Genomic DNA, 21,180 nt, shown 5'->3' on the forward strand with positions numbered 1-21,180 from the left:
TCCGATGAAGCCGAATGTCTGTACTCCCCGACCGACATCTTCGCGTGTGACCACGGCTGACGGCAGGTCTCCTGGCTCGCGGGTCATCACCGCTTCGTCGCCTTCCCGGGACCGAGCACCCCAGTGGCTTCTGACGAAGGATTCACCGCTTACAGTTGCGGGGGCAGCCACGGCATTGGGGACAACGTCCCCGCACCGTATTCCCTTTTCATCCCCTCTCGGGGAAACCGTCGCGAGCATCTAGGATTACCGTCACGACGGAGTCAATGTGCCAGTTGCGGCGTTGTTGCCACAGCGACCAACTTCCTTGGAGTGATGAGCATGGAAGGCGAGACCTTCCTCTGGTTGATACGGCACGCGCCGGTTGCGGGCGTCACCGGCACCATCCACGCCGCCGACGCGCCGGCTGATCTCGGCGCTCGCGCGCAATTGGAGGCGCTGCGGCAGCGCCTCTCGCAAGATGCCGCCAGCTATGCCAGCCCATCGCGGCGCACGGTCGAGACCGCGCGCGCGCTGGGGCTCGAACCGGAGCTGGTCAGTGAATTCCGCGAGCAGGACTTCGGCGATTGGACCGGCCGTCGGCACGATGAGCTCGCTGCCGCCGGCGACGAGACTTACGCGCAGTTCTGGAACGATCCGGCCGGCGGACGGCCGCCGGGCGGCGAAAGCTTTGCGGATCAGGTCGCACGCGTGCGGCTGGGTCTGGCGCGGATCGGAGCCGGACCAGCCACGCTCGTCGTGCATTCCGGCACCATCCGGGCCGCGCTCTGCATCGCGCTGGATCTCACGCCACAAGCGGCCTTGCGCTTCGTCGTCGATCCGCTGTCGCTGACCCGGATCGATCGCCTCGCAGCCGGCTGGCGTGTCGTCTCGGTCAATCAGCGGATCAGCTAGGCCGATCGGGCACATTGGCCTCTGCAAAGGTCGCCATGCCGTTGTGAAGTGCACAGGCTGACCGAACCAACGGCAACGCGATGGCGGCGCCCGATCCCTCACCGAGCCTGAGATCGAGGCTGATCAACGGCTGCACGTTCAGCGCGCGCAGCACCAGGCGATGCCCCTGCTCGGCCGATTGATGCGACGGCAGCAGGAAGGGCTGGCACGACGGGTTCAGCCGCGCTGCTGCGAGCGCTGCGACCGACACGATGAAGCCATCGATCAGCACGGGAATGCGGCGCTGCGCGGCAGCGATGATCGCGCCTGAGATCGCCGCGATTTCGAGCCCACCGACGGCACACAGGATCTTCTCTGGCGAAGAGCCTGCAACGCCGTGCCGTGCAATCGCGGCGTCGATCACGCGCGCCTTGTGCGCCCGGCCGGCCGCATCGACGCCGGTGCCGCTGCCCGCGATCTCCTCGGCGCTGATGCCAAGCAGGCTCGCCGCAATCGCCGCCGATGTCGTGGTGTTGCCGATCCCCATTTCGCCGAAGATCAGCAGGTCGGGCTGATTGGCTTCCGCGCGCGCCACCGCGCGCTGGCCGGCCTCGAAGGCAAACGCCAGCTCCGTAAGCAGGAGCGCGGCCTCCACGCTGAAATCGCGCGTGCCATGGCGCGGCTTGTCGGTGACGATGCCCGTCATCTGCTCCTGCGCCAGCGTGCCGGCGTCAACCACCTCCAGGCGCGAGCCAAGCTCGCGCGCCAGCACCGAAATCGCAGCACCGCCGGAGGCAAAGTTCGCCATCATCGCGATGGTCACGGCTTGCGGATAGGCCGACACGCCCTGCGCGACGATGCCGTGATCACCGGCGAAGACGACAATGGGTACACGCGCGGCGCGTGGCTGCTCGGTCGCCTGCAGACCTGCGAGCTCGATTGCGAGCTGCTCAAGCCGGCCAAGCGCGCCGGTCGGTTTTGTCAACTGCGCCTGACGCGCGATCGCCGCTTCGCGATGGACTGCGGAGATCTCGGGGCAGTTCTGGGTGATCCATTCGGGGAGCATGCTGCCTCGCTTAACGCCTGCGCTTGAGAATATAGCTGTCCATGATCCAGCCATGCCGCTCGCGCGCCTCCTGGCGCTGCGCGACGATGCGCGGACCGACTTCAGCCAGCACGCCGGACATGATGATCTGATCGGGCATGCCGAGATAGGCGCCCCAATAGATGTGAATCCCGAGTGGATCCAAGGATTGAAACGCCGTGCCGCCGTCGAGCATCACCACCACGGTGTCGACACCCTGCGGCCAGCCGCCTTCGCGTAAGCGCCGCCCCGTCGTGACCAAGAACGGCTCGCCGATATCGTTGAGCGGCAGTGCATGTGCCGCGCACAGCGCCTGGATCGACGTGATGCCGGGCACGACTTCGATTTTGGGTAAGGGGTCGAGCCGCCGCGCAATGCGCAGCGAGGAATCATACAGCGAAGGATCGCCCCAGATCAGCAGCGCGACCTTGCCCTCGCCGCCGAAATGATTTGCGATCGCCTGCGACCAGGTCGCGGCAACCGCATCGTGCCAGTCGTCCACGCCCTTGCGGTAATCCGCTTCACCTGCGTCGCGCACGGGAAGATCGAACTCGGCGATAACGGTCTTGCCGCTACCGACAACATCCGCGCAGATCGTCCGCCTGAGATCGGCGAGATCGGACTTCGCCGTTCCCTTGCGCGGGATCAGGATGAGATCGGCGGCATTGATGGCTTCAACGGCGGCGCGTGTGAGCTGGCCAGGATCGCCGCAACCGATGCCGATCAGGGAAAGCGTGAGCATCGCGGGCGCTGGGGGCGGCCATGACGGCCGCCCCTTGTCTCTCTAGGCCGCGTTGTGCAGGCGCGGGGTGACGAGGCCGGGCGCGGTGACGCCGCGCAGCGACTTCGCAAGCGCCAGCACGGCGAGATCGGCGAGCGGCTCGATCACGATGACCAGCGCGTAAGAGGCCGCAAACGTCGCGATGCTGGCGAGGTTGCTCATCGCAAAACCGGAGCCATAGAGCGCCCAGAACGCTACCCAGGCGATCACGCCGGCCTGATAGGTCGTCGACAGCGCCAGCGCCTGCCGATACCTGAGGTCGACATAAGCGGTGTTGCGCGAGATGATCCGTGTGGCGATTGCCTGGATCGCGAACAGCGGCACCAGCAGCGTCGTGACGTTCATGCCGTATTGCGGCAGGTCGGCCGGCTCGAAGAACACGCCCTGAAGCAGCAGGCCGAACGCCAGGCCGAAGGCGGCAGGCGCAGCGCCGAACAGCAGGAACAGCGTCGAGCCGAGGATGAAGTGCACCTCGGACACCCCGACCGGGAAGTGCGGCAGAATCTCGAAGAAGGTGAAAACAAGGGCGGTGGTGGCGAGCGTCCGCGCCGCGAACGAGCCGATGCCCTGCTCGCGCACGGTCTCGGCGGCGAGCTTCAAGGCAACGCCGCCCGCGGCGACGCCGGTTGCGTAACTCAACACGAGCTTGGCGCCCGTCACGATTCCGGGTTCGATATGCATGGCTTAGATCCTTCCTGCCGTCACACCCGACGGCCTTGGCCTCAAAACGTGCAGGGCCGGTCTCCTGGCTCGCGGTTCACTGGGTTCTCCGGCCTTCCCGGGCCTTGCGGCCCAGTGGCTGATCGGAGCCCCTCACCGCTTACAGTCGCGGGGGCGGCTGGGGTTTTGGGCGCCGCAACTTGGTCCGCCCACCCCCATTCCCGATTATGCTCCGGCGCTTTGCGCCGCGTCGAGCACCATGCCTCTCCTGTGTGCCCCTTTCGCCGAGCCGGCGTCAAGGGGCGAAGCGGTCACGAGGGATAATCCCCCGCCAGCGCGCCGAACAGGATCACGGCGGCGGTTGAAGCGGCGCCGCCGCGGGCAAGCTGCTCGGCAAGCTCGGCAATGGTGGTGCGGACCAGCCGCTCGTCGGGGCGACCGAGGGACTCGGCCAACAGCGCCGGAGTATCCGCGGCGAGACCGTGTGCGATCAATTTTGCGACAAGCGCCGGGAAGGTGCGCCGGCCCATATAGACCACGGTCGTCGCCTCAGGATCGGCCAGCGCCGCCCAGTTCAGATTCGGCGGCAGCTCGCCGGTGACGTCGGCCCCGGTGACGAACTGCACCCGGCGCGAGGTGTGGCGCCGGGTCAGGGGAATGCCGGCCTGGGCCGCTGCGGCGCAAGCCGAGGTGACGCCGGGAACGATCTCATAGCCGATGCCGGCCTCGCGCAGCGTCTCGATCTCCTCCTCGAGCCGGCCGAAAATGCCGGCATCGCCTGACTTGAGCCGCACCACGCGCGCCCCTGTTGCGGCATAATCGACCAGGAGCCGGTTGACGTGATGCTGCTTGGTCGAGGGCCGCCCTGCCCGTTTCCCGACCGCGACGAGATTGGCGCCGGGCCGGGCGAGATCGAGGATCGCGCCCGAGGCGAGATCATCATAGAGCACGACGTCGGCCTCGCGCAGCCGCGCGGCGCCCTTGAGCGTGAGCAACTCGGGATCGCCGGGTCCGGCGGAGATGAAGGAGACGAATCCGCTCACCGGTCCTCCGCGATCAGATGAAAGAAAGTGCCGCTGACGTGGCCCCGCCGCGAGCCGGTCTCGGCAATGGCCGCGCCCGTCGCATCGTGCACGACCGCCAGCTGCGGATCGGGCTGGCCAAGAATGGTCGAATAGTGAAACTCATGGCCGCGCAGACGCGCCCCGGCGCGATATCCCGGCATCGGCGCGGCGAGCGCCGCGAGGCGATAGCCCAGATGCATGCGGCGTTTGGCAAAGCTCGTCTCGAGGCCAAGCAGGCCTGTCATCTCGTGGCGCATCCCGTCCGCGTCGGTCAAAGCGGCTCCCAACACCATATAGCCCCCGCATTCGCCATGCACCGGCCGCGTTTCGGCGAAAGCGCGCAGCCCGCTGCGAAAACGGGCATTGGACGCGATCCTGCCGGCATGAAGCTCGGGATAACCGCCGGGCAGCCAGCACACGTCGGCACTCGCGTCAGGCGCTTCATCGGCCAGCGGCGAGAACGGCAAGATTTCTGCGCCCGCCGCGCGCCAGGCCTCCAGCATATGCGGATAGACGAAGGAGAACGCGGCATCGCGCGCCAGCGCAACGCGCTGGCCGGGCGGCACTACATTGACGCCGCTCGCCGCGGCTCGCGGCGAACAGCTGGCTGCGGAGCGCAGCACCGCGTCGAGATCGACATGCTCGGCGACGAAGCGCGCGGCCTCGTCGATCAGCTTGCCGATCTCGGCCTGCTCTTCGGCCTGCACCAGGCCGAGATGCCGCTTCGGCAGACTGATCTCGGCATGACGCGGCAGCGCGCCGAACACGGCGATGCCGACATCGCTGAGTGCACGCCGCACCAAATCTTCATGGCGTGGGCTGGCAACGCGGTTGAGCACGACGCCCGCAAGCCGCACACCTGCGCGATAATCGCGAAGGCCTGCGGCGATTGCGGCTGCGGTCTGCGCCTGGCCAGACGGGTCGATCACCAGCAGCACCGGCCAGCCCAGCATCTCGGCGATGTCGGCGGTGGCACCGGTGCCGCAGACGCCATGCGCGGCGACGCCGTCGAACAGGCCCATCGAGCCCTCGGCGAGCACAATATCGGCATCCGCGCCGCGGCTGACCAGATACGCGATTGTCCCCCGATCCATCGCCCAGCTATCGAGATTGACCGAAGCGCGTCCAGTCGCGGCGGCATGAAAGGCCGGATCGATGTAATCGGGACCGCTCTTGAAGCACTGCACATTCAAGCCGCGATGGCGCCAGGCCCGCGCGAGCGCCAGCGTCAGCGTGGTCTTGCCGACGCCGGAGGCTGGTGCCGAGACGATGAGGCCCGCCGGCATCACGACGCCTCCGGAAAGCGCGGCTCGGCACCGACGGGCCGATAGCGACGATCGTAGTCGGCGGCGTAGAGCCGGCTCTCGTCGAAATCCGCGGCGCCAAGCGTTCTGCCGACCAGGATCAGCGCGGTGCGCTCCATCTCCGTTCCGACCGCGGCATCGAGCGTTGCCAGCGTCGCGCGCACAATGCGCTGGTCCGGCCAGCTCGCACGCCAGACGACCGCGACCGGACAATTTTCGCCATAATGCGGCGTGAGCTCGGCGACGACCTTGTCGAGCAGATGAATCGAGAGGTGGATCGCAAGCACGGCACCAGTGGCTGCGAATGCGGCGAGCTTCTCACCTTCAGGCATCGCGCTAGCACGACCCGGCGTGCGCGTCAGCACCACCGTCTGGGCAAGACCGGGCAGCGTCAGCTCAGCCTCCAGCGCTGCCGCGGCAGCCGAGAAAGAGGGCACGCCAGGTGTCACAGTGAACGGAATGGCGAGCGCGCGCAGGCGGCGGAGCTGCTCGCCCATCGCCGACCAGATCGAGAGATCGCCGGAATGCAGCCGCGCGATGTCCTTGCCCTCTGCATGCGCAGCGGCGATCTCCGCGATGATCTCATCGAGCGACAGAGGCGCGGTGTTGACGATGCGCGCGCCCGGCGGGCAATGCGACAAGACACCTTCGGGCACCAGTGAGCCCGCATAGAGACAGACCGGACAGGCCGCGATCAAGTCGCGGCCGCGCAAGGTCAACAAGTCAGGCGCGCCCGGCCCTGCGCCGATGAAATGCACCGTCATGCGCCGTCTCCTTCCGCAATGGCGGCGGTCGCCGTGTGGTCCTGCGAAACCACGCGCGTCGCAATGAGCCGAGCCCGAGGGCCAGCCGCGGCGAGCGCCGCGGCTTCGGCAACAGATCCTGCTCCAAACTTCTCCATGACGAATTTCGACTGCGTCGGCGTATCGATGCCGGCCAGCATATCGGCGGGGATACCCCTGATCGGCACGCCGCATTCACGCGCGAGTTGCTTCAGCGCCTCCGCATCGGCTTTGTCGGCCACGGTCGCAACCGCTGCGAGGCCCTCGGAACCGCCGGCCGCCGACAGCGCCTCGCGCAGCGAAGCCAGCGTGACATCCTTTCTGAATCCGAGCCCGGCGACCTTCATCGGACCGTACTCCACTGCACCACCGGGCGTGCCGCCTCCCAGGAGCGATAGCGGCCGAGCGGCGCGGCTTGCGCAATCTCGACCCGCATCAGCTCGCCACCGTGGCGCTGATGCAGCCCGCCCAGCAGTGCTTCCGTTTCCAGCGTAACGGAATGCGCAACCAGCCGTGCGCCCGGCGAAAGCCGCGACCAGATGGCATCGAACATTGCGCTATCGAGGCCCCCGCCGATAAAGACGGCATCCGGCGCTTCTGCCCCAGCAATAGCTTCCGGTGCCCTTCCCGTGACGACAATGATCCGATGCGCCAGTCCGAACGCGGCTGCATTCTTGCTGATGTTCGCGACGCGATCCTCGCGTGCCTCGATGGCAGTCGCCGTCCCGCCGCACAGCGCCCACTCGACCGAGATCGAACCCGAGCCGGCACCGATGTCCCACAGCCGTTCGCCGGGACGCGGCGCCAGCGCCGAGAGCGCGAGCGCGCGCACCGGGCGCTTGGTGATCTGGCCGTCGTGGACGAACAAATCGTCTGGCAGGCCCGAGCTGCGCGGAATGCCCTGCGTCCCCCTCGCCCACACCGCCACCGCGACCAGATCTCCAGCGATCTCCTCGGAAAAGAGGTCGGCGCGATGCTGGTCAATATATTCCTGTGGCCCGCCAAGCGCTTCGAGCGTCCACAACAATGAGGCGCCCCACCCGCGTTTCGTCAACCACTTCGCGAGATTGCCGACCGCCGTTGCGTCACGCATCAGGCAGATGATGCGCGCATCTCGCACCAGATGCGGTATCAGGCGCTCGAACGGTGCGGCATGAAGGCCGATGCATGTCACGGACTCCAGCCGCCAGCCCAGCCGCGCGGCAGCGAGCGAGAATGTCGATGGTGCCGGGTGCGCCATCCACTCGTCGCTACCGAGCTTCTCGGCGAGAACGACCCCCGCGCCGTACCAGAACGGATCACCGGAGGCGAGCACCACCGTTGGCCGGTCGCGACAGCTCAGAACGACAGCGGCGTCGAACGGCACCGGCCACGGACGGCCGCGACTGCCCACGCCGGAAAGCGCAAGATGCCGCTCGCCGCCGAACACGGTTTCAGCCTCCCTGAGCGCCTTTCGGCTTGCCTCGGACAGCCCGGCAAGGCCATCTTCGCCGATACCGATGATGGTCAGCCAGGGATCAATCATGACACGCGCCCTCATTCTGGGCGGAACGGCCGATGCGAGCCTGCTCGCCGCGGCGATCGCGCGCGCCGGTCTTGACGCCGTCTATTCCTATGGCGGCCGCACCCGCGCACCGGCGGATCAGCCGCTGCCGACCCGCATCGGTGGCTTCGGCGGCGTGAGCGGCCTTGCCGACTACATCCGCGGCGAAGGCATCACGCATGTGATCGACGCGACGCATCCCTTCGCAGCCGAGATGAGCCGCCATGCGGTCGAAGCGTGCGCGGACACCGGAACGCCGCTGATTGCGCTGGAACGCACACCGTGGATCAAGACGCCTGGCGACAACTGGATCGAGGTCGCAGATGTCGGCGCCGCGGTCACAGTGTTGCCCGAGCTGCCCGCAAACGTGTTCCTCGCCATCGGTCGCCAGCATATCGCGCCATTTGCGACGAAGCCGCAGCACACCTACACCCTGCGCTTCGTCGATCCGCCCGAAGCGCCGCTGCCCTTCGCCGCCGACGTGATCGTGTCGCGCGGCCCCTTCACGCTCGACGGAGAGCTGCAAATGCTGCGCAGGCGCGGCATCGCCACGATCGTCGCCCGCAATTCCGGCGGCGATGGCGCGCGTGCCAAGATCGACGCGGCCCGCATGCTCGGCCTTCCCGTCATTATGATCTCGCGACCGGAGCTGCCCGAGCGCTGGCGGGTCGAGAGCGTCGCTGACGTGATGGAGTGGCTCGGTCATCGCGCCTGCCTCGGCGCATAGACCCAGCGGCCGACGCGGCGCGTCTGCGAATTGCCGACGATCACCAACGTGCGCATGTCGGCCATCTCGGGCGCCGCCTCGTTCAGCGTCACCGTCTGGATCTTCTCATCAGGCGCGCTGATGGCGCGCGCGAAGATCACGAGGCGCTCGCCACAACCGGCCTCCTTCAACACTGAAAGCGCGCGGCCAAAGCCCTCCGGCCGGCTGGCCGAGCGCGGATTATACATCGCGATCGCAAAGTCGGCTTCCGCGGCGAGGCGCAGGCGCTTCTCGATCAATGTCCAGGGCTTGAGATTGTCGGAGAGATTGATCGCGCAGAAATCATGGCCCAGCGGCGCGCCGGCGCGGGCGGCGGCGGCCAGCATCGCGGTGATGCCGGGCAGCACGCGGATTGCCAGCGCCTGATATTGCGGCGCCTGTTCGAGCGCCTCGAACACGGCGGAGGCCATCGCGAAGACGCCGGGATCGCCGGAGGACACGACGACGACCTGCCTACCCTCGGACGCGAGCCGCAGCGCTTCGCTTGCGCGCTGCAGCTCCTCGCGATTATCGGAAGGATGCAGAATAAGGCCCGGCCGCGCCGGCACCCGCGCGACATAGGGCGCATAGCCCAGAATGTCGGTTGCTGAGGCGAGCGCAGCTGAGACCTCCGGCGTCACCAGCGCATCGCTACCCGGCCCGAGGCCCGCGATGGTCAAGGAGCCCGTCATTCGGCGGCATCCAGATGCCGGCCATTGCCGTGAACCAGCACGATCGCAAAGTAAGGACAGTCGGCGGCATCGATCTCCGCGAGCCGCGCGACACGCTCGCCCGGCATAGTGCCACGCTCGACCAGCCAGGCATCGTCGAGCCGGCCAGCGGATGCGAGTGCCCGGCGCACTTTTGCGAGATTGCGGCCGGTCTTCATGACGACGAGCGCATCGGAATCGCGCATGCGCCGCTCGAGCTCGCCTTCCGGAAGTGTCCCCATCAGCACCGTCGTCACGTCATCGCCGAGCGCGATCGGCTGGCCGACGCCGTTCCAGCAGCCGACCATGCCGGGAATGCCGGCGATCACCTCGATCTCGACGCGGCCTTGCAGGCGCGTATGCAGATGCATGAAGGAGCCGTAGAAGTAGGGATCGCCCTCGCAGAGCACGACGACATCGACCGCGCGCGAAAGCCGCGCCAGGCGCTCCGCCCATTCGTCGTAGAAGCCGGCGAGCAACTGCACGTATTCGGGACTGTCGAATGCGATCTCTGTCGTGACCGGATACTCCATCGGGTATTCGGTGACGTCGGCTGCCAACATGCATTCGACGATGCGCCGCGCCTGGCCCGGCCTGCCCTTCTTGCGGAAAAAAGCGACGTGCTGCGCGGCGCGGACGGTGCGATCGGCGCGCACGCTCATCAGATCGGGATCACCGGGGCCGAGACCGCAGCAGATGATGCGTCCCATCGCTATTCGCTCCGGCTCGCCAACGCATTCACGGCCGCGACCGTGATTGCGGAGCCGCCGAGGCGGCCGTCGACCGTCAGCGCCGGCGCCGGCGGATCGGCCATCAGCGCCGCCTTGGACTCGGCCGCGCCGACAAAGCCGACTGGGCAGCCGATGATCGCCGCCGGCCGCGGACAGTTTTGGTCCTCCAGCATGTTGAGCAGATGAAACAGCGCGGTCGGCGCATTGCCGATCGCAACGATTGCGCCCTCAAGATGCGGCCGCCACAGCTCGAGCGCCGCGGCCGAGCGGGTGTTGCGCATCGATTGCGCGAGCGCTGGCACGGTCTCGTCGCCGAGCGTGCAGATGACAGCGTTGGCCGCGGGCAGCCTTGCGCGCGTAATTCCCTCCGAGACCATGCGCGCATCACACAGGATCGGCGCGCCTCTTTGCAGCGCGGCGCGCGCGGCAGCCGCCATGCCGGGCGTGAAGCGGATATGCGCCTCCAGGCCGATCATGCCGGCGGCATGGATCATCCGCACCACGACCTGCTCCTCGTCCGCCGTGAAGCGCGCAAGATCGGCCTCGGCTCGGATGGTGGCAAAGGACTGGCGGTAGATCGTGGCGCCATCGGTCTCGTAAACGTGCGGCATCAATTCCCTCCGACGAGGATGGAGGGATCACTGACGATGTCGGCGCCGTTGAGGCCGCGCAGGACCGGCTCATCGCGCGTCGAGCCGTCGCGGACGAGATCGAAGCCGGCGCGCGTCGCCACCAGCGTGACTGCGGCCGTGCCGGAATGGGCACAGCCTTTGCCGCAGCCGGAGACGTGGAGCCGCGCATCGGCGGCGATACGCGGCGCGAGCGCCGCGGCCAGCGCGCGCGTATCGGCCTGAGCTTCGCGGCAGCGCGGCGCGCCGCTGCAGGCGATGACCCGCAGCGCGGGATCAAACGGCTCGGTGATGAGACCCGCCCCGCTCGGCATCTCCCGCTTGCCCTCGCTCAGCACCATCCGCCAGGGCGTCATGCGCAGCGCATGCCCGCAGCTCGCGAATTGATGCAGCGTCGTGTGCAGCAACTGCCCGAACGCGACGCCGACCATGGCGCCTTGCGGATAGGACCCGGGCCGCGAGGCGGCCATCACGGGTGCAGGCTCGGTCTCGCCGCGCAGCGATGCAGGCAACGTCGCGCCGGCGGCGATATGTGCTGCCATGCGCCCTCGCCCGCCCCTCGCGCCGCCGGAGACCAGGAACCAGCTTGCCAGCGCCAGGGCTGTGCTCACGGCCTCGCCACGCGCGACGGAACGGCCGAGCCTCGCACCATCGGCGCGCACCAGGAGACGGCCCGAGCGATCGCGCTCAATGCGGATGTCGGCGGAATCGCCGGCGAGCACCCGCGACCTTCCGTCATCGATAGCAAAGCCGAACTTGGTCGGAAGCGCGAGCGCGCTCTCGGCGAGTGCCTCCTCCAGCTCGGCGGCGAGCGACTGCGTCTGGTCGCTGCCGCTCCAGAATGGCATCACCAGAATATTGCGACGGGCTTCGATCTCGGCGTCGGGATCGAGCAGCCTCAGTTGCGCAAGGCCGTCGAGCAGCGGCCGATGGCTTTGCTCGCTGACGCCTCGGATCTGGAGATTGGCGCGGCTCGTCACATCGATCAGACCATTGCCGTGCCGCCCGGCGAGTTCGGCAAGCCCGGCGATTTGCGAGGCGTCAAGGCGCCCTCCGAACGGGCGCACGCGCACCACCAGTCCGTCGCCCGACAGCATCGGGCGCAGCGCGCCGGGACACCAGCCCTTGACCGCGACCGCACTCATGAGGCCTCCCTCAGCGCCGCTGCGATCGAGTTGCGGCGCGTTTGCCAGAGCGCTGCATCATGCAGGCGCGCAAAGCAGGCTTCCATCGCGGCGAACGCCGCCGGATTCTCGCGCGCCATGAAGGCGCGGACGCCGTCATTGCCGAGCGTCGCATCATAGTAGAGATCGAACAGATGCGGCGGCACGGCGCCGGCAAGATGGGCGAAAGCGGCCATGTGCTCCAGCGTCGCGGTGATCTCGGCGGCCCCGCGGAAACCATGACGCATCATGCCGGCGATCCAGGCCGGATTGGCGGCGCGCGCACGGATGACGCGGGAAATTTCTTCGGTCAGCGTACGTGCATGCGGCTGCTCGGGGCACGTCGTATCGAGGTGATAGAGCGATGGTCCCGCCGCGCCGAGATGCCCTGCGGCAGCCGCAACACCGGCTTCGTGCGCAGCATAATCGGCGGCGAGCAACAGGTCGGTTTCCGGCAAATCCTGGACGTGGACGAAGGCGTCGGCCGCAGCGAGGCGCTGTTCAATGCCGGCTCGGTCGTGCTGCATCTCGCCGTCGGCCGCGAACGCCCAGGACGATGCCGACAGCCAGGCTTCGCCGGCCGCCTCTCGCGTTTCCGGCGTGAAAGCATCCGGGATCGCCGAGAGGCTGACACCATATTGCCCTGGCCGCGGCGCGAACACGCGGGAGGTGCGGTGGCGATACGGATTGTCCTCGCCCTCGTCCTCGCGCCCCGCAAGCGCCTCGGACGCAGCCTCGAACAATTGCGCAAGGCCCGAGAAGACATCGCGGAACAGGCCCGAGACGCGCAGCGTGACGTCGATGCGCGGGCGGCCAAGTTCGGCCGGCGCGATAATGTCGTAGCCGGTGACGCGGCCGGAGGCGTGATCCCAGCGTGGCGCAAGGCCGGCCAGATGCAGCGCCATGGCAAATTCCTCGCCCGCGGTGCGCATCGTCGCCGAGCCCCAGAGATCGACCACGAGCCCTTTCGGCCAGTCGCCATGATCCTGCAGGTGACGGCGCAGCAGCTCTTCGGCGAGCTTGATGCCTTGCGCATGCGCCGATGCCGTCGGCACCGCGCGCGGGTCGACGGCAAAGAGATTGCGCCCGGTCGGCAGCACGTCCGCGCGGCCGCGATAGGGCGAGCCCGATGGTCCGGGCGCGACGCGCTGGCCGGCAAGCGCAGCGAGCAGCGCATCGCGTTCTGCTTCGCCGCAGGCGCCGCGGCCGAACACGTGCAGACCGTCGCCGAACTGGCTTTCCTTGAGATCGCAGACGAAGCGGTCGATGCGCGGGATCGCTTCGGCCGGCGCGGCCGAGGCATCGAGGCCGAGATCGTCTTCGAGACCCGCCGCACGCGCCTCGTCGCGGATCGCCGCGATCAATCGTTGCCGGCGCGCGGGATCCAGACCATCGGCGGTCGAATATTCGTCGAGCAACCGTTCGAGCCGCCGCAACCCCTCTGGCACCGTGGATGTCTCCAGCGGCGGCGGCAGATGACCGATGGTGACGGCACCTAAGCGACGCTTGGCCTGCGCGGCTTCGCCGGGATCGTTGACGATAAAGGGATAGATGACGGGCAAATCGCCGATCAGCGCTTCCGGCCAGCACGCGGATGACAGCGCCACGGACTTTCCGGGCAACCATTCCAGCGTACCATGCGCGCCCATGTGCACGACGGCATCGATCCCACGCTCGCGGAGCCACAGGTAAAACGCGACATAGGCATGGCGCGGCGTGCGGGCGAGATCGTGATAGTCGGTATCGCGCGTGGCGACATCGCCACGCTCCGGCTGAACCGCGATGACCGACTGACCGCACGCGATGGCCGCGAATTGAAACGCGCCGCCACGGCAGCTCGGATCGTTCTCCGGCGCGCCCCAGGCCTGCGCGAGATCATCCTGCAGGGATTGCGGAAGGCGCGAGAGCGCGGCGCGATAATCGGCGACGTTCCAGCTGAGCTTCTGCTTCAGCAGAGTCTCACCGAGTGCTCGAACCGGCGCGACATCGAAGCCGACCGCGGCGAGATCGGACCGCAATGCTTCGACCGAAGCCAGCGCATCGAGCCCGACTGCGTGCGCGATCTGGTGCGGGCGTCCCGGATAGTTCGAGAGCACGATCGCCAGATGCTTCTGGGCGGTTGGCCTCTCCGCGAGCCGCCGCCAGGCCGCAACGCGCGCGGCAACGGCCTTCACCCGCTCCTCGTCGGGACTGTGCGCCAGATGTGAGAATTGCAGATCGGGATCGCGCTCGGCCGCTGTTTTGAAACTCACGACGCCTGCGAGCAGCCGTCCATCGACCTCGGGCAGCACCACATGCATCGCGAGATCGCCGGGCGATAGGCCGCGCAGCGAGGCAGCCCAGTCCTCGCGCCGTGCCGTGGACAGCGCGACCTGGAATACCGGACAGGATGCGGCATCGAACGGCGTCGTGCCGTCGTCGCCTACGGCCGAGAACGCCGTCGCATTGACGATCGCGGCCGGAGGATTTTGCGCAAGATGCGCGCGCAGCCAGTCCGCAACACCCGGAGCCTTCAGCGAGGTGACGAACACGCCGTAGGCGTCAAAGCCCTTGTCGCGCAGCGCCGCGATGAGGGCATCGACCGGGCCGGTGTCGGCAGCGGTGAGATAGGAGCGATAGAACGTCACCAGGGCACGCGGCTTCCCCTCGCCACCCACTGGCGCAGCAATGACGCTGCGCAAGGGATCGTAGAAGCCCATCTCGGGCACGGTCATCTCACCGATGACAGGCCCTGCATAGAGGCCCGACGCCAGCGCGAGTTGCGCGATCGCCGCTTGCGCGGCGACCGGACCGCCGGTGTCGCAGAGCACCTTGAGCCGGCGCAGCGTCGAGACCGGCAAGGTCGAATAGGCATCGAGCCGCGTGTCATCGCGGCCGTCGGCCGGCAGCACGGCGAGCACGATGCCACGATCCTTGGCGAGTTGTTGAAGGGCAGCCAGCCCGTACGGCCAATAGGACTCGCCGCCGATCAGCCGCACCAGAATGCCGCGCGCCTGCGACAACGTGCGCTCGATATAGGTGTCGACCGACAGCGGATGACGCAGCTCCGCGAGATTGGCGAGCCGCAGCGACGGCAAGTTGCTGCGGCCGCGGCGCCATCCGGCCGCAAACGCTGCAAGGTCGGAATCCGAATACGAGAGCACCACGAGATCGGCCGGGTCCTGGCCGATGTCCCTTGGCGTCGCGGTCTCCTCCAGACCGCGGCTCTCGCGGAAGACGACGTGCATCAGATGCCTAGTCCCAACCTGATCGCGGCCTCGTCGATATCGCCATGCTCGCCGATCACGACGAGCTTTGACTGCCTGAGACCTGCCCCCCAGGGTTTGTCGAACTGGTGGCGCACGCGCTCGCCGACCGCTTGCAGCAGCAGGCGCATCGGCTTGCCCGCCACCGCGATGTAGCCCTTGGCGCGCAGCACGTTCTGCTCGCGCGCGAGCTTCTGCACCGAGCCGACCAGCGCATCGATGTCGACGACCTCAGGAAGGTCGATCACGACGGAGGCGAAATCATCGTGCTCGTGCTCTTCCTCGCCGTCGTGATGCGAGGGGCGCGCGGCAAGATCGTTCTCGGCGGCAGCGCCGAGGCCGAGAATGACGCGCGCATCGATCGCGCCGTCAGTGACGGGCAGCATCGGCACTCGGCGCGGCATCTCGGCGGTGATCACAGCCTTCGCAGCTTCAAGTCCCGCCGCGCCGGCGAGATCGGCCTTGGTCAGCAGCACGATGTCGGCGCAGGCGATCTGGTCCTCGAACACTTCCGACAGCGGCGTCTCGTGGTCGAGATTTTCGTCCGCCGCGCGCTGCGCTTCGACGGCGTCGGGATCGGGCGCGAAGCGGCCGGCCGCGACGGCCTCGGCGTCGGCGAGCGCGATCACGCCATCGACCGTGATGCGCGAGCGGATCTCGGGCCAGTCGAACGCCTTGAGCAGCGGCTTCGGCAGCGCCAGGCCCGAGGTCTCGATCAGGATATGATCGGGCCGCACCGGGCGCGCCAGCAATCGCTCCATGGTCGGAATGAAATCGTCGGCGACGGTGCAGCAGATGCAGCCATTGGCGAGCTCGACGATGTTCTCTTCAGGACAGTTCGCGTCGGCGCAGGACTTCAGGATCTCGCCGTCGACGCCCTCGCTGCCGAACTCGTTGACGAGCACGGCGAGCTTCCTGCCGTCAGGGTTTGCGAGAAGATGCTGGATCAGCGTTGTCTTGCCGGAACCGAGGAAACCGGTGACCACCGTGACCGGGACTTTTGCGAGCGAATTCATTCGGCGGCCTCCGGCACGACGGCAACAGGGGGAATGCGCGCAAGCGATTGCTTGCGGAAGATCTCGGGACGGCTGCGCCAGGGCACGATTCCATCGGGCGCAGCCGCATAGGCAGCGGCGCCGGCGACCACGTCCTGCGCATTGGCATCCGACAGGCGGCCATAGACGTACGACCAGCGGCCGGGCGCGCTGAGCGCGACCGAGCAGCCCTGGCTGCAGGCCGACAGGCATTCGACGGGAACCACTCTGACGCCCTCGGGCACGCCGGTCTCGAGGATCGCGCCATGCAGGCGCTTGCCGGGCGTCGTCTCGCCCTCGCCAAGCGTCTGGCCGGCACGGCAGGTGATGCAGACATGAAGTGTGACGGTCATCGCCTCTTCCTGATAAACGCGGGAGGCGATGAGGCACACGGACCGTTCTTCAGAAGGCCCGTTTCCCCGTCGCGGAACACCCCGTCCGCCGGTTCAAAACTCGTCCGCGCTGGCAGGTCTCCCGGCTTGCGGAGCAGGGCTTTGCCCTTCGATCCCCGCCTTCCCGATTCCTAAGGGAATCAGTGGCTTCGGGCATCTCTCCGGTTACGGTCGCGGGGGCGGCTGCAGTTTGGACCCAAATCTTGCCGATTCGGACCCTATCGCATTCCCTCTTCGCCTGTCATAGGACAGGAACCAACGCCGGGCCACCATTTGCCGGTGGCCGCCTCTTGTCAAGCCGAAGGACCGGGACCGATGACGCCTGAACCGGATACCCAAACTGCCGAGGAAACCGACGCCCGGCATGCCCAGAAAATGGCGAAGAAGAAGGCCGCCCGCGACAAGATCATGGCGACCAAGAGCGGCGAAAAGGGCCTCATCATCGTCCACACCGGCGCCGGCAAGGGCAAGTCCTCCTCCGCCTTCGGCATGATCGTCCGCTGCGTCGCCCACGGCTTCCCCTGCGCGGTCGTGCAGTTCATCAAGGGCGCCTGGGATACCGGCGAGCGGCGCCTGCTCACCGGCCATTTCGGCGAGCTCTGCCAGTTCCATGCGATGGGCGAAGGCTTCACCTGGGAGACGCAGGACCGCGCCCGCGACATCGCCGCCGCGCGCGCCGGCTGGGAGAAGGCCAAGGAGCTCATCCTCGATCCCAATTTGCGCATGGTCGTGCTGGACGAGATCAACATCGCGCTGCGCTACGACTATCTCGACATCGCCGAGGTGGTCGAGTTCCTGACGACGCAAAAGCCCGAGATGACGCATGTCGTGCTCACCGGCCGCAACGCCAAGGACGAGCTGATCGAGATCGCCGATCTCGTCACCGAGATGACGCTGGTCAAGCACCCCTTCCGCTCCGGCATCAAAGCGCAGGCCGGCGTCGAGTTCTGACCACACCAAGTTCTGAAAAAACCATGGCACGCGCGTTGATGATCCAGGGGGCCGGCTCGGACGTGGGCAAGTCGCTGATCGTCGCCGGCCTTGCGCGCGCCTTCACGCGGCGGGGCCTGCGTGTGCTGCCATTCAAGCCGCAGAACATGTCGAACAACGCGGCGGTCACCGTCGACGGCGGCGAGATCGGCCGCGCGCAGGCGCTGCAGGCGCTGGCCGCCGGCGTCGAGCCGCACACCGACATGAACCCGGTGCTGCTCAAGCCCGAGACCGATGTCGGCGCGCAGGTGGTCGTGCATGGGAAACGCATCGCGACCGCACGCGCGCGCGACTATGCGACGATGAAGCCATCGCTGATGGGTGCGGTGCTGGAGAGTTTCGAGCGGCTGAAAGCGCGCGCCGATCTCGTGCTGGTCGAGGGCGCGGGCAGCCCCGCAGAGGTGAATTTGCGCAAGGCCGACATCGCCAATATGGGTTTTGCCCGCAAGGCCGAAGTGCCCGTCGTGCTGGTCGGCGACATCGACCGCGGCGGCGTCATCGCCCAGCTCGTCGGCATCAAGACGGTGATCGACACCGACGATGCCGCGATGATCCAGGGTTTCGTCATCAACAAGTTCCGCGGCGATCCAACGCTGTTCGACGACGGCTACAAGCTGATCGAGCAAAAGACCGCGTGGCGCGGCCTCGGCGTGCTGCCCTGGTTTCCGCGCGCCGGCGAGCTGCCGGCTGAGGATGCTCTGGGCCTCCGCGACGCGCGCAAGCCCGGCCAGTGCAAGATCGCCTGCCTCGCACTGTCGCGGATCGCGAATTTCGACGATCTCGATCCGCTCAGGCTCGAGGCGGCCGTGGATCTCGTGATGGTGCGCCCTGGCGAAGCGATCCCGGGCGACGTGCGTCTTGTCATCATCCCGGGCTCAAAATCCACCCGCGGCGACCTCGCCTTCCTGCGCGCGCAGGGCTGGCACATCGACCTGCTTGCACATCACCGTAGGGGCGGCCATGTCCTTGGCCTCTGCGGCGGCTATCAGATGCTCGGGCGCAGCGTCGCCGACCCCGACGGCATCGAGGGTCCCGCAGGCGACACGCCGGGTCTCGGGCTGCTGGATGTCAACACCGTGATGAGCCCGCAAAAGACGCTGACGCGTGTCGCGGCCGTGCACACCGCCACGGAGCAGCCGATCGAGGCCTACGAGATCCACATCGGCCGTACCGATGGACCGGATCGCGCCCGCCCCTTCGCAAGACTGAACGGCGAGCCGGAAGGCGCGATCTCACGCGACGGCCACGTGCAGGGCAGCTATTTGCACGGCCTCTTCGCCTCCGATGATTTCCGCAAGGCCTACCTCGCCGAGCTCGACATTCCCGCAGGCGACGAGCCCTACATGGCCCGGGTCGAAAGCGCGCTCGACGCCCTCGCAGATCACATCGAAAGCCATCTCGACGTCGAAGGCCTGCTTTCGCTAGCGCGCTAGCGCCTCGGCAAGGCGCGTCCATTCGGCTTCGTTGCCCGGAAGCCCGAGCCGCAGCCACGCCGGATTGTGCGCGAAGACGCGGGACCAGATATAGCCATGTGCCAGCTTCTCCTGCGCAGCGAGTGCGTCCGGCGTCTCGTAGAGGCGGAACAGCGCTGTCCCGCCAACGAGCCGCCATCCCTGCTCGCGCGCCATCTCGTCGAGACGAATGCAGTCGCGCGCAAGGCGCGCGGACGTGGCCTCAGCCCAGGCATCGTCGTGCAACGCGCGACAACCGATCGCGATCGCTGCCCCCGATACGGGCCATGGACCCGAAGCCGCCGCGAGCCTGGCCACATCAGCCGCATTGCCAAGGGCAAAGCCCAGCCGCACGCCGGCAAGGCCATAAAATTTTCCGAACGAGCGCAGAACCAGCAGTCCAGGCCGATCCGCTCCAGGCGCAAGCGACAATTGCGGGACCGCATCGGCAAAGCTCTCGTCGATCACGAGACGGCCGACGCGTGGCAGCAGCGCGAGCAAATCCTTTGGCGCATGATTCCGACCGTCGGGGTTGTTGGGATTGACGACGATGGCGAGGTCGGCGCCGGCCAGCGCGTCGAGCTCGCCAGCCTCCTGCACCTCCCAGCCCGCGGCCGACAGCACACCCGCATACTCATTATAGGTCGGCGCAAGAATGCGCACGCGGCCGGGCGGCACGAGTTGCGGCAGCAATTGGATCGCGGCCTGCGCGCCGCCAAGCGCGACGATCGGCGCGCTGGTGCGGTAGGCGTGCCGCGCGGCCTGATGCAGAGCGTCGATCTCGGCGTGCGACGGCAGCGCACTCCACGCACGCGCGCTCATCCTCCCCACGGGATAAGGCAACCGGTTGATCCCGGTCGACAGGTCGATCCAGTCCTCGGCGCGCCCGCCAAAACGTTGCCCGGCCAGATCGAGATTTCCACCATGCTCGCGCATGCCCCGTTCTTTCACGCGAACGCCAGGATCGCAAGCACGCCGGCAAGCAGCAGCATGGCACGGCGATAGATCGTCAGTCCCTCGCCGATATCCGCGGCAAGCGGATCGCGCGCGCCCTCGTTGAGCCAGGGTTCGTTCGTGATGCTGCCGTGATAGATGCGGGGACCACTGAGCCGCACGCCGAGCCCACCTGCCATCGCGGCTTCCGGCCAGCCCGCATTGGGCGAGCGATGACGGCGCGCATCGCGCGTCATGCACGCCAGCGCTCCGGATCGCCGCGGCGCCAGCAGCACGAACAGAAATCCGGTCAGGCGCGCCGGGACGAAGTTGGCGACATCGTCGACGCGCGCGGCGGCCCAGCCGAAGGCTTCATGCCGTTCGCTGCGATGGCCGATCATGGAGTCCAGCGTGTTGATCGCCTTGTACCCCAAAATGCCGGGCAATCCGAACAGCGCGCCCCAGAACACCGGAGCGACGATGCCGTCGGAAGCGTTTTCCGCGAGGCTCTCGATTGCCGCGCGCGCGATGCCGGCTTCATCGAGCGCCGCGGGATCGCGACCGACGATGCGCGAAACTGCTTCGCGCGAAGCCGCGATGTCGCCGGCCTGCAACGGCTTGGCGACGGCGGCGACGTGATCATGCAGCGAACGCAGCGCGACCAGCGGCCAGGCCAGGGCACCGACCAGCACGATCTGGATCCAACCCGTGGGAAGCAAGGCCTGAATCATCCAGCCAATCACAACGGAGAATGCGACCACCAAAAGTGCTCCGGCGACGCCAGCCGCGCGGCGGAGCGCCGGCGGATCGGGGGCGCGATTCCAGCTACAATCGATGGCGCCGATCAGCCGCCCCAGCCAGGTCACGGGATGGCCGATCCGCGCGAACAGCCACGACGGCCAGCCTGAGAGGGCATCCACCGCCATCGCCACCACCATCGCGCCCGCAAAGCCCAATCCTGCCTCCTGTCCAGCCCCTGTTGCGCAAAGCGAGGGCCAAGCGCAAGCCCCTCCACGCCTGATTTCGGCTTTGTCTTTGGCCGCGATTGGTGGTTAGTCAGGCCCTC

21 protein-coding genes and 3 riboswitches are annotated in these 21,180 nt (G+C 67.6%); of the genes, 4 read left to right on the top strand and 17 right to left on the bottom strand.

Going from position 1 to position 21,180, the window contains the following annotated elements; translation table 11 throughout:
• Nucleotides 1-44 precede the first annotated feature (44 nt).
• Nucleotides 45-247, bottom strand: a riboswitch (cobalamin riboswitch).
• 74 nt (nt 248-321) lie between these two features.
• The gene (locus tag XH84_RS27395) at nt 322-894 is read left to right on the top strand and encodes a histidine phosphatase family protein (RefSeq protein WP_128922587.1); all 573 of its coding nucleotides are present in this window, start codon (nt 322-324) and stop codon (nt 892-894) included.
• Here XH84_RS27395 and cobT read toward each other — a convergent pair.
• From cobT to cbiE, 8 genes are all read right to left on the bottom strand, one after another.
• Entirely contained in the window at nt 887-1,939 is a 1,053-nt protein-coding gene (cobT, locus tag XH84_RS27400; protein WP_128922588.1) for a nicotinate-nucleotide--dimethylbenzimidazole phosphoribosyltransferase, read from the bottom strand. The two genes, XH84_RS27395 and cobT, sit on opposite strands and share 8 nt — an antisense overlap.
• Before the next feature lie 10 nt (nt 1,940-1,949).
• Nucleotides 1,950-2,699, bottom strand: a complete 750-nt coding sequence (cobF, locus tag XH84_RS27405) for a precorrin-6A synthase (deacetylating) (RefSeq protein ID WP_128922589.1) — start codon at nt 2,697-2,699, stop codon at nt 1,950-1,952.
• A gap of 42 nt (nt 2,700-2,741) precedes the next feature.
• Nucleotides 2,742-3,419 (bottom strand): energy-coupling factor ABC transporter permease, encoded by a 678-nt coding sequence (locus tag XH84_RS27410; protein ID WP_128922590.1) that lies wholly within the window; start codon nt 3,417-3,419, stop codon nt 2,742-2,744.
• 37 nt (nt 3,420-3,456) lie between these two features.
• A riboswitch (cobalamin riboswitch) is annotated at nt 3,457-3,675 on the bottom strand.
• Between the two features lie 34 nt (nt 3,676-3,709).
• Nucleotides 3,710-4,441, bottom strand: a complete 732-nt coding sequence (gene cobA / locus XH84_RS27415; protein ID WP_128922591.1) for a uroporphyrinogen-III C-methyltransferase — start codon at nt 4,439-4,441, stop codon at nt 3,710-3,712.
• Nucleotides 4,438-5,748 (bottom strand): cobyrinic acid a,c-diamide synthase CobB, encoded by a 1,311-nt coding sequence (locus XH84_RS27420; RefSeq protein ID WP_128922592.1) that lies wholly within the window; start codon nt 5,746-5,748, stop codon nt 4,438-4,440. The genes cobA and XH84_RS27420 overlap by 4 nt, the downstream gene beginning before the upstream one ends.
• Nucleotides 5,748-6,530 carry a precorrin-4 C(11)-methyltransferase gene (gene cobM, locus XH84_RS27425; RefSeq protein ID WP_128922593.1) on the bottom strand — a complete coding sequence of 261 codons (783 nt, stop codon included), beginning with the start codon at nt 6,528-6,530 and terminating at the stop codon, nt 5,748-5,750. Before cobM ends, XH84_RS27420 begins: the two co-directional genes overlap by 1 nt.
• The gene (locus XH84_RS27430; protein ID WP_164936644.1) at nt 6,527-6,895 is read right to left on the bottom strand and encodes a cobalamin biosynthesis protein; all 369 of its coding nucleotides are present in this window, start codon (nt 6,893-6,895) and stop codon (nt 6,527-6,529) included. Before XH84_RS27430 ends, cobM begins: the two co-directional genes overlap by 4 nt.
• On the bottom strand, nt 6,892-8,073 hold the full coding sequence (gene cbiE, locus XH84_RS27435) for a precorrin-6y C5,15-methyltransferase (decarboxylating) subunit CbiE (RefSeq protein ID WP_128922595.1): 1,182 nt from the start codon (nt 8,071-8,073) through the stop codon (nt 6,892-6,894). The genes XH84_RS27430 and cbiE overlap by 4 nt, the downstream gene beginning before the upstream one ends.
• Between cbiE and XH84_RS27440 the strand changes: the two genes are divergently transcribed.
• Nucleotides 8,072-8,818, top strand: a complete 747-nt coding sequence (locus tag XH84_RS27440) for a cobalt-precorrin-6A reductase (RefSeq protein WP_128922596.1) — start codon at nt 8,072-8,074, stop codon at nt 8,816-8,818. The two genes, cbiE and XH84_RS27440, sit on opposite strands and share 2 nt — an antisense overlap.
• Here XH84_RS27440 and cobJ read toward each other — a convergent pair.
• The 7 genes from cobJ to XH84_RS27475 are packed head-to-tail and all read right to left on the bottom strand — an operon-like array spanning nt 8,794 to nt 16,701.
• Complete coding sequence (cobJ, locus tag XH84_RS27445) at nt 8,794-9,528, bottom strand: precorrin-3B C(17)-methyltransferase (RefSeq protein ID WP_128922597.1); 735 nt, start codon at nt 9,526-9,528, stop codon at nt 8,794-8,796. The two genes, XH84_RS27440 and cobJ, sit on opposite strands and share 25 nt — an antisense overlap.
• The gene (locus XH84_RS27450; RefSeq protein WP_128922598.1) at nt 9,525-10,256 is read right to left on the bottom strand and encodes a precorrin-2 C(20)-methyltransferase; all 732 of its coding nucleotides are present in this window, start codon (nt 10,254-10,256) and stop codon (nt 9,525-9,527) included. Before XH84_RS27450 ends, cobJ begins: the two co-directional genes overlap by 4 nt.
• Before the next feature lie 2 nt (nt 10,257-10,258).
• Nucleotides 10,259-10,888, bottom strand: a complete 630-nt coding sequence (locus tag XH84_RS27455) for a precorrin-8X methylmutase (RefSeq protein ID WP_128922599.1) — start codon at nt 10,886-10,888, stop codon at nt 10,259-10,261.
• Nucleotides 10,888-12,051 (bottom strand): precorrin-3B synthase, encoded by a 1,164-nt coding sequence (gene cobG / locus XH84_RS27460; RefSeq protein WP_128922600.1) that lies wholly within the window; start codon nt 12,049-12,051, stop codon nt 10,888-10,890. The genes XH84_RS27455 and cobG overlap by 1 nt, the downstream gene beginning before the upstream one ends.
• Entirely contained in the window at nt 12,048-15,296 is a 3,249-nt protein-coding gene (gene cobN, locus XH84_RS27465) for a cobaltochelatase subunit CobN (RefSeq protein WP_128922601.1), read from the bottom strand. Before cobN ends, cobG begins: the two co-directional genes overlap by 4 nt.
• Nucleotides 15,296-16,330, bottom strand: a complete 1,035-nt coding sequence (gene cobW, locus XH84_RS27470) for a cobalamin biosynthesis protein CobW (RefSeq protein WP_128922602.1) — start codon at nt 16,328-16,330, stop codon at nt 15,296-15,298. Before cobW ends, cobN begins: the two co-directional genes overlap by 1 nt.
• Nucleotides 16,327-16,701, bottom strand: a complete 375-nt coding sequence (locus tag XH84_RS27475; RefSeq protein ID WP_128922603.1) for a DUF1636 family protein — start codon at nt 16,699-16,701, stop codon at nt 16,327-16,329. Before XH84_RS27475 ends, cobW begins: the two co-directional genes overlap by 4 nt.
• 94 nt (nt 16,702-16,795) lie before the next feature.
• Nucleotides 16,796-17,015, bottom strand: a riboswitch (cobalamin riboswitch).
• Nucleotides 17,016-17,055: 40 nt separating this feature from the next.
• On the opposite strand from XH84_RS27475, the gene cobO reads away from it, so the two are divergent.
• Together cobO and XH84_RS27485 are read left to right on the top strand one after the other, a co-directional pair.
• Nucleotides 17,056-17,691, top strand: coding sequence for a cob(I)yrinic acid a,c-diamide adenosyltransferase (gene cobO / locus XH84_RS27480; RefSeq protein WP_128922604.1), 636 nt, complete (start codon nt 17,056-17,058; stop codon nt 17,689-17,691).
• A 23-nt stretch (nt 17,692-17,714) separates the two neighbouring features.
• The gene (locus tag XH84_RS27485; RefSeq protein ID WP_128922605.1) at nt 17,715-19,163 is read left to right on the top strand and encodes a cobyric acid synthase; all 1,449 of its coding nucleotides are present in this window, start codon (nt 17,715-17,717) and stop codon (nt 19,161-19,163) included.
• On the opposite strand, the gene cobD is transcribed toward XH84_RS27485, so the two are convergent.
• Both cobD and cbiB read right to left on the bottom strand, forming a co-directional pair.
• A complete protein-coding gene (gene cobD, locus XH84_RS27490; RefSeq protein WP_164936645.1) occupies nt 19,152-20,117 on the bottom strand; it encodes a threonine-phosphate decarboxylase CobD in 966 nt (321 codons plus the stop codon). The genes XH84_RS27485 and cobD overlap by 12 nt on opposite strands.
• A gap of 11 nt (nt 20,118-20,128) precedes the next feature.
• Nucleotides 20,129-21,070, bottom strand: coding sequence for an adenosylcobinamide-phosphate synthase CbiB (gene cbiB, locus XH84_RS27495; RefSeq protein WP_164936646.1), 942 nt, complete (start codon nt 21,068-21,070; stop codon nt 20,129-20,131).
• Between the last annotated feature and the right edge of the window lie 110 nt (nt 21,071-21,180).

The organism is Bradyrhizobium nanningense, assembly GCF_004114535.1.
Taxonomy (GTDB): Bacteria; Pseudomonadota; Alphaproteobacteria; order Rhizobiales; family Xanthobacteraceae; genus Bradyrhizobium; species Bradyrhizobium nanningense.

What these genes read in the sequence shown, in the direction of transcription:
- XH84_RS27420 (WP_128922592.1), bottom strand. Translation starts at nt 5,748, where the DNA reads ATGCCGGCGGGCCTCATCGTCTCGGCACCAGCCTCCGGCGTCGGCAAG.
- cobD (WP_164936645.1), bottom strand. Translation starts at nt 20,117, where the DNA reads ATGCGCGAGCATGGTGGAAATCTCGATCTGGCCGGGCAACGTTTTGGC.
- XH84_RS27410 (WP_128922590.1), bottom strand. Translation starts at nt 3,419, where the DNA reads ATGCATATCGAACCCGGAATCGTGACGGGCGCCAAGCTCGTGTTGAGT.
- cobT (WP_128922588.1), bottom strand. Translation starts at nt 1,939, where the DNA reads ATGCTCCCCGAATGGATCACCCAGAACTGCCCCGAGATCTCCGCAGTC.
- cobW (WP_128922602.1), bottom strand. Translation starts at nt 16,330, where the DNA reads ATGAATTCGCTCGCAAAAGTCCCGGTCACGGTGGTCACCGGTTTCCTC.
- cobN (WP_128922601.1), bottom strand. Translation starts at nt 15,296, where the DNA reads ATGCACGTCGTCTTCCGCGAGAGCCGCGGTCTGGAGGAGACCGCGACG.
- XH84_RS27485 (WP_128922605.1), top strand. Translation starts at nt 17,715, where the DNA reads ATGGCACGCGCGTTGATGATCCAGGGGGCCGGCTCGGACGTGGGCAAG.
- cobO (WP_128922604.1), top strand. Translation starts at nt 17,056, where the DNA reads ATGACGCCTGAACCGGATACCCAAACTGCCGAGGAAACCGACGCCCGG.
- XH84_RS27395 (WP_128922587.1), top strand. Translation starts at nt 322, where the DNA reads ATGGAAGGCGAGACCTTCCTCTGGTTGATACGGCACGCGCCGGTTGCG.
- XH84_RS27440 (WP_128922596.1), top strand. Translation starts at nt 8,072, where the DNA reads ATGACACGCGCCCTCATTCTGGGCGGAACGGCCGATGCGAGCCTGCTC.
- cobJ (WP_128922597.1), bottom strand. Translation starts at nt 9,528, where the DNA reads ATGACGGGCTCCTTGACCATCGCGGGCCTCGGGCCGGGTAGCGATGCG.
- XH84_RS27475 (WP_128922603.1), bottom strand. Translation starts at nt 16,701, where the DNA reads ATGACCGTCACACTTCATGTCTGCATCACCTGCCGTGCCGGCCAGACG.
- XH84_RS27455 (WP_128922599.1), bottom strand. Translation starts at nt 10,888, where the DNA reads ATGCCGCACGTTTACGAGACCGATGGCGCCACGATCTACCGCCAGTCC.
- XH84_RS27450 (WP_128922598.1), bottom strand. Translation starts at nt 10,256, where the DNA reads ATGGGACGCATCATCTGCTGCGGTCTCGGCCCCGGTGATCCCGATCTG.
- cobF (WP_128922589.1), bottom strand. Translation starts at nt 2,699, where the DNA reads ATGCTCACGCTTTCCCTGATCGGCATCGGTTGCGGCGATCCTGGCCAG.
- cobG (WP_128922600.1), bottom strand. Translation starts at nt 12,051, where the DNA reads ATGAGTGCGGTCGCGGTCAAGGGCTGGTGTCCCGGCGCGCTGCGCCCG.
- XH84_RS27430 (WP_164936644.1), bottom strand. Translation starts at nt 6,895, where the DNA reads ATGAAGGTCGCCGGGCTCGGATTCAGAAAGGATGTCACGCTGGCTTCG.
- cbiE (WP_128922595.1), bottom strand. Translation starts at nt 8,073, where the DNA reads ATGATTGATCCCTGGCTGACCATCATCGGTATCGGCGAAGATGGCCTT.
- cobM (WP_128922593.1), bottom strand. Translation starts at nt 6,530, where the DNA reads ATGACGGTGCATTTCATCGGCGCAGGGCCGGGCGCGCCTGACTTGTTG.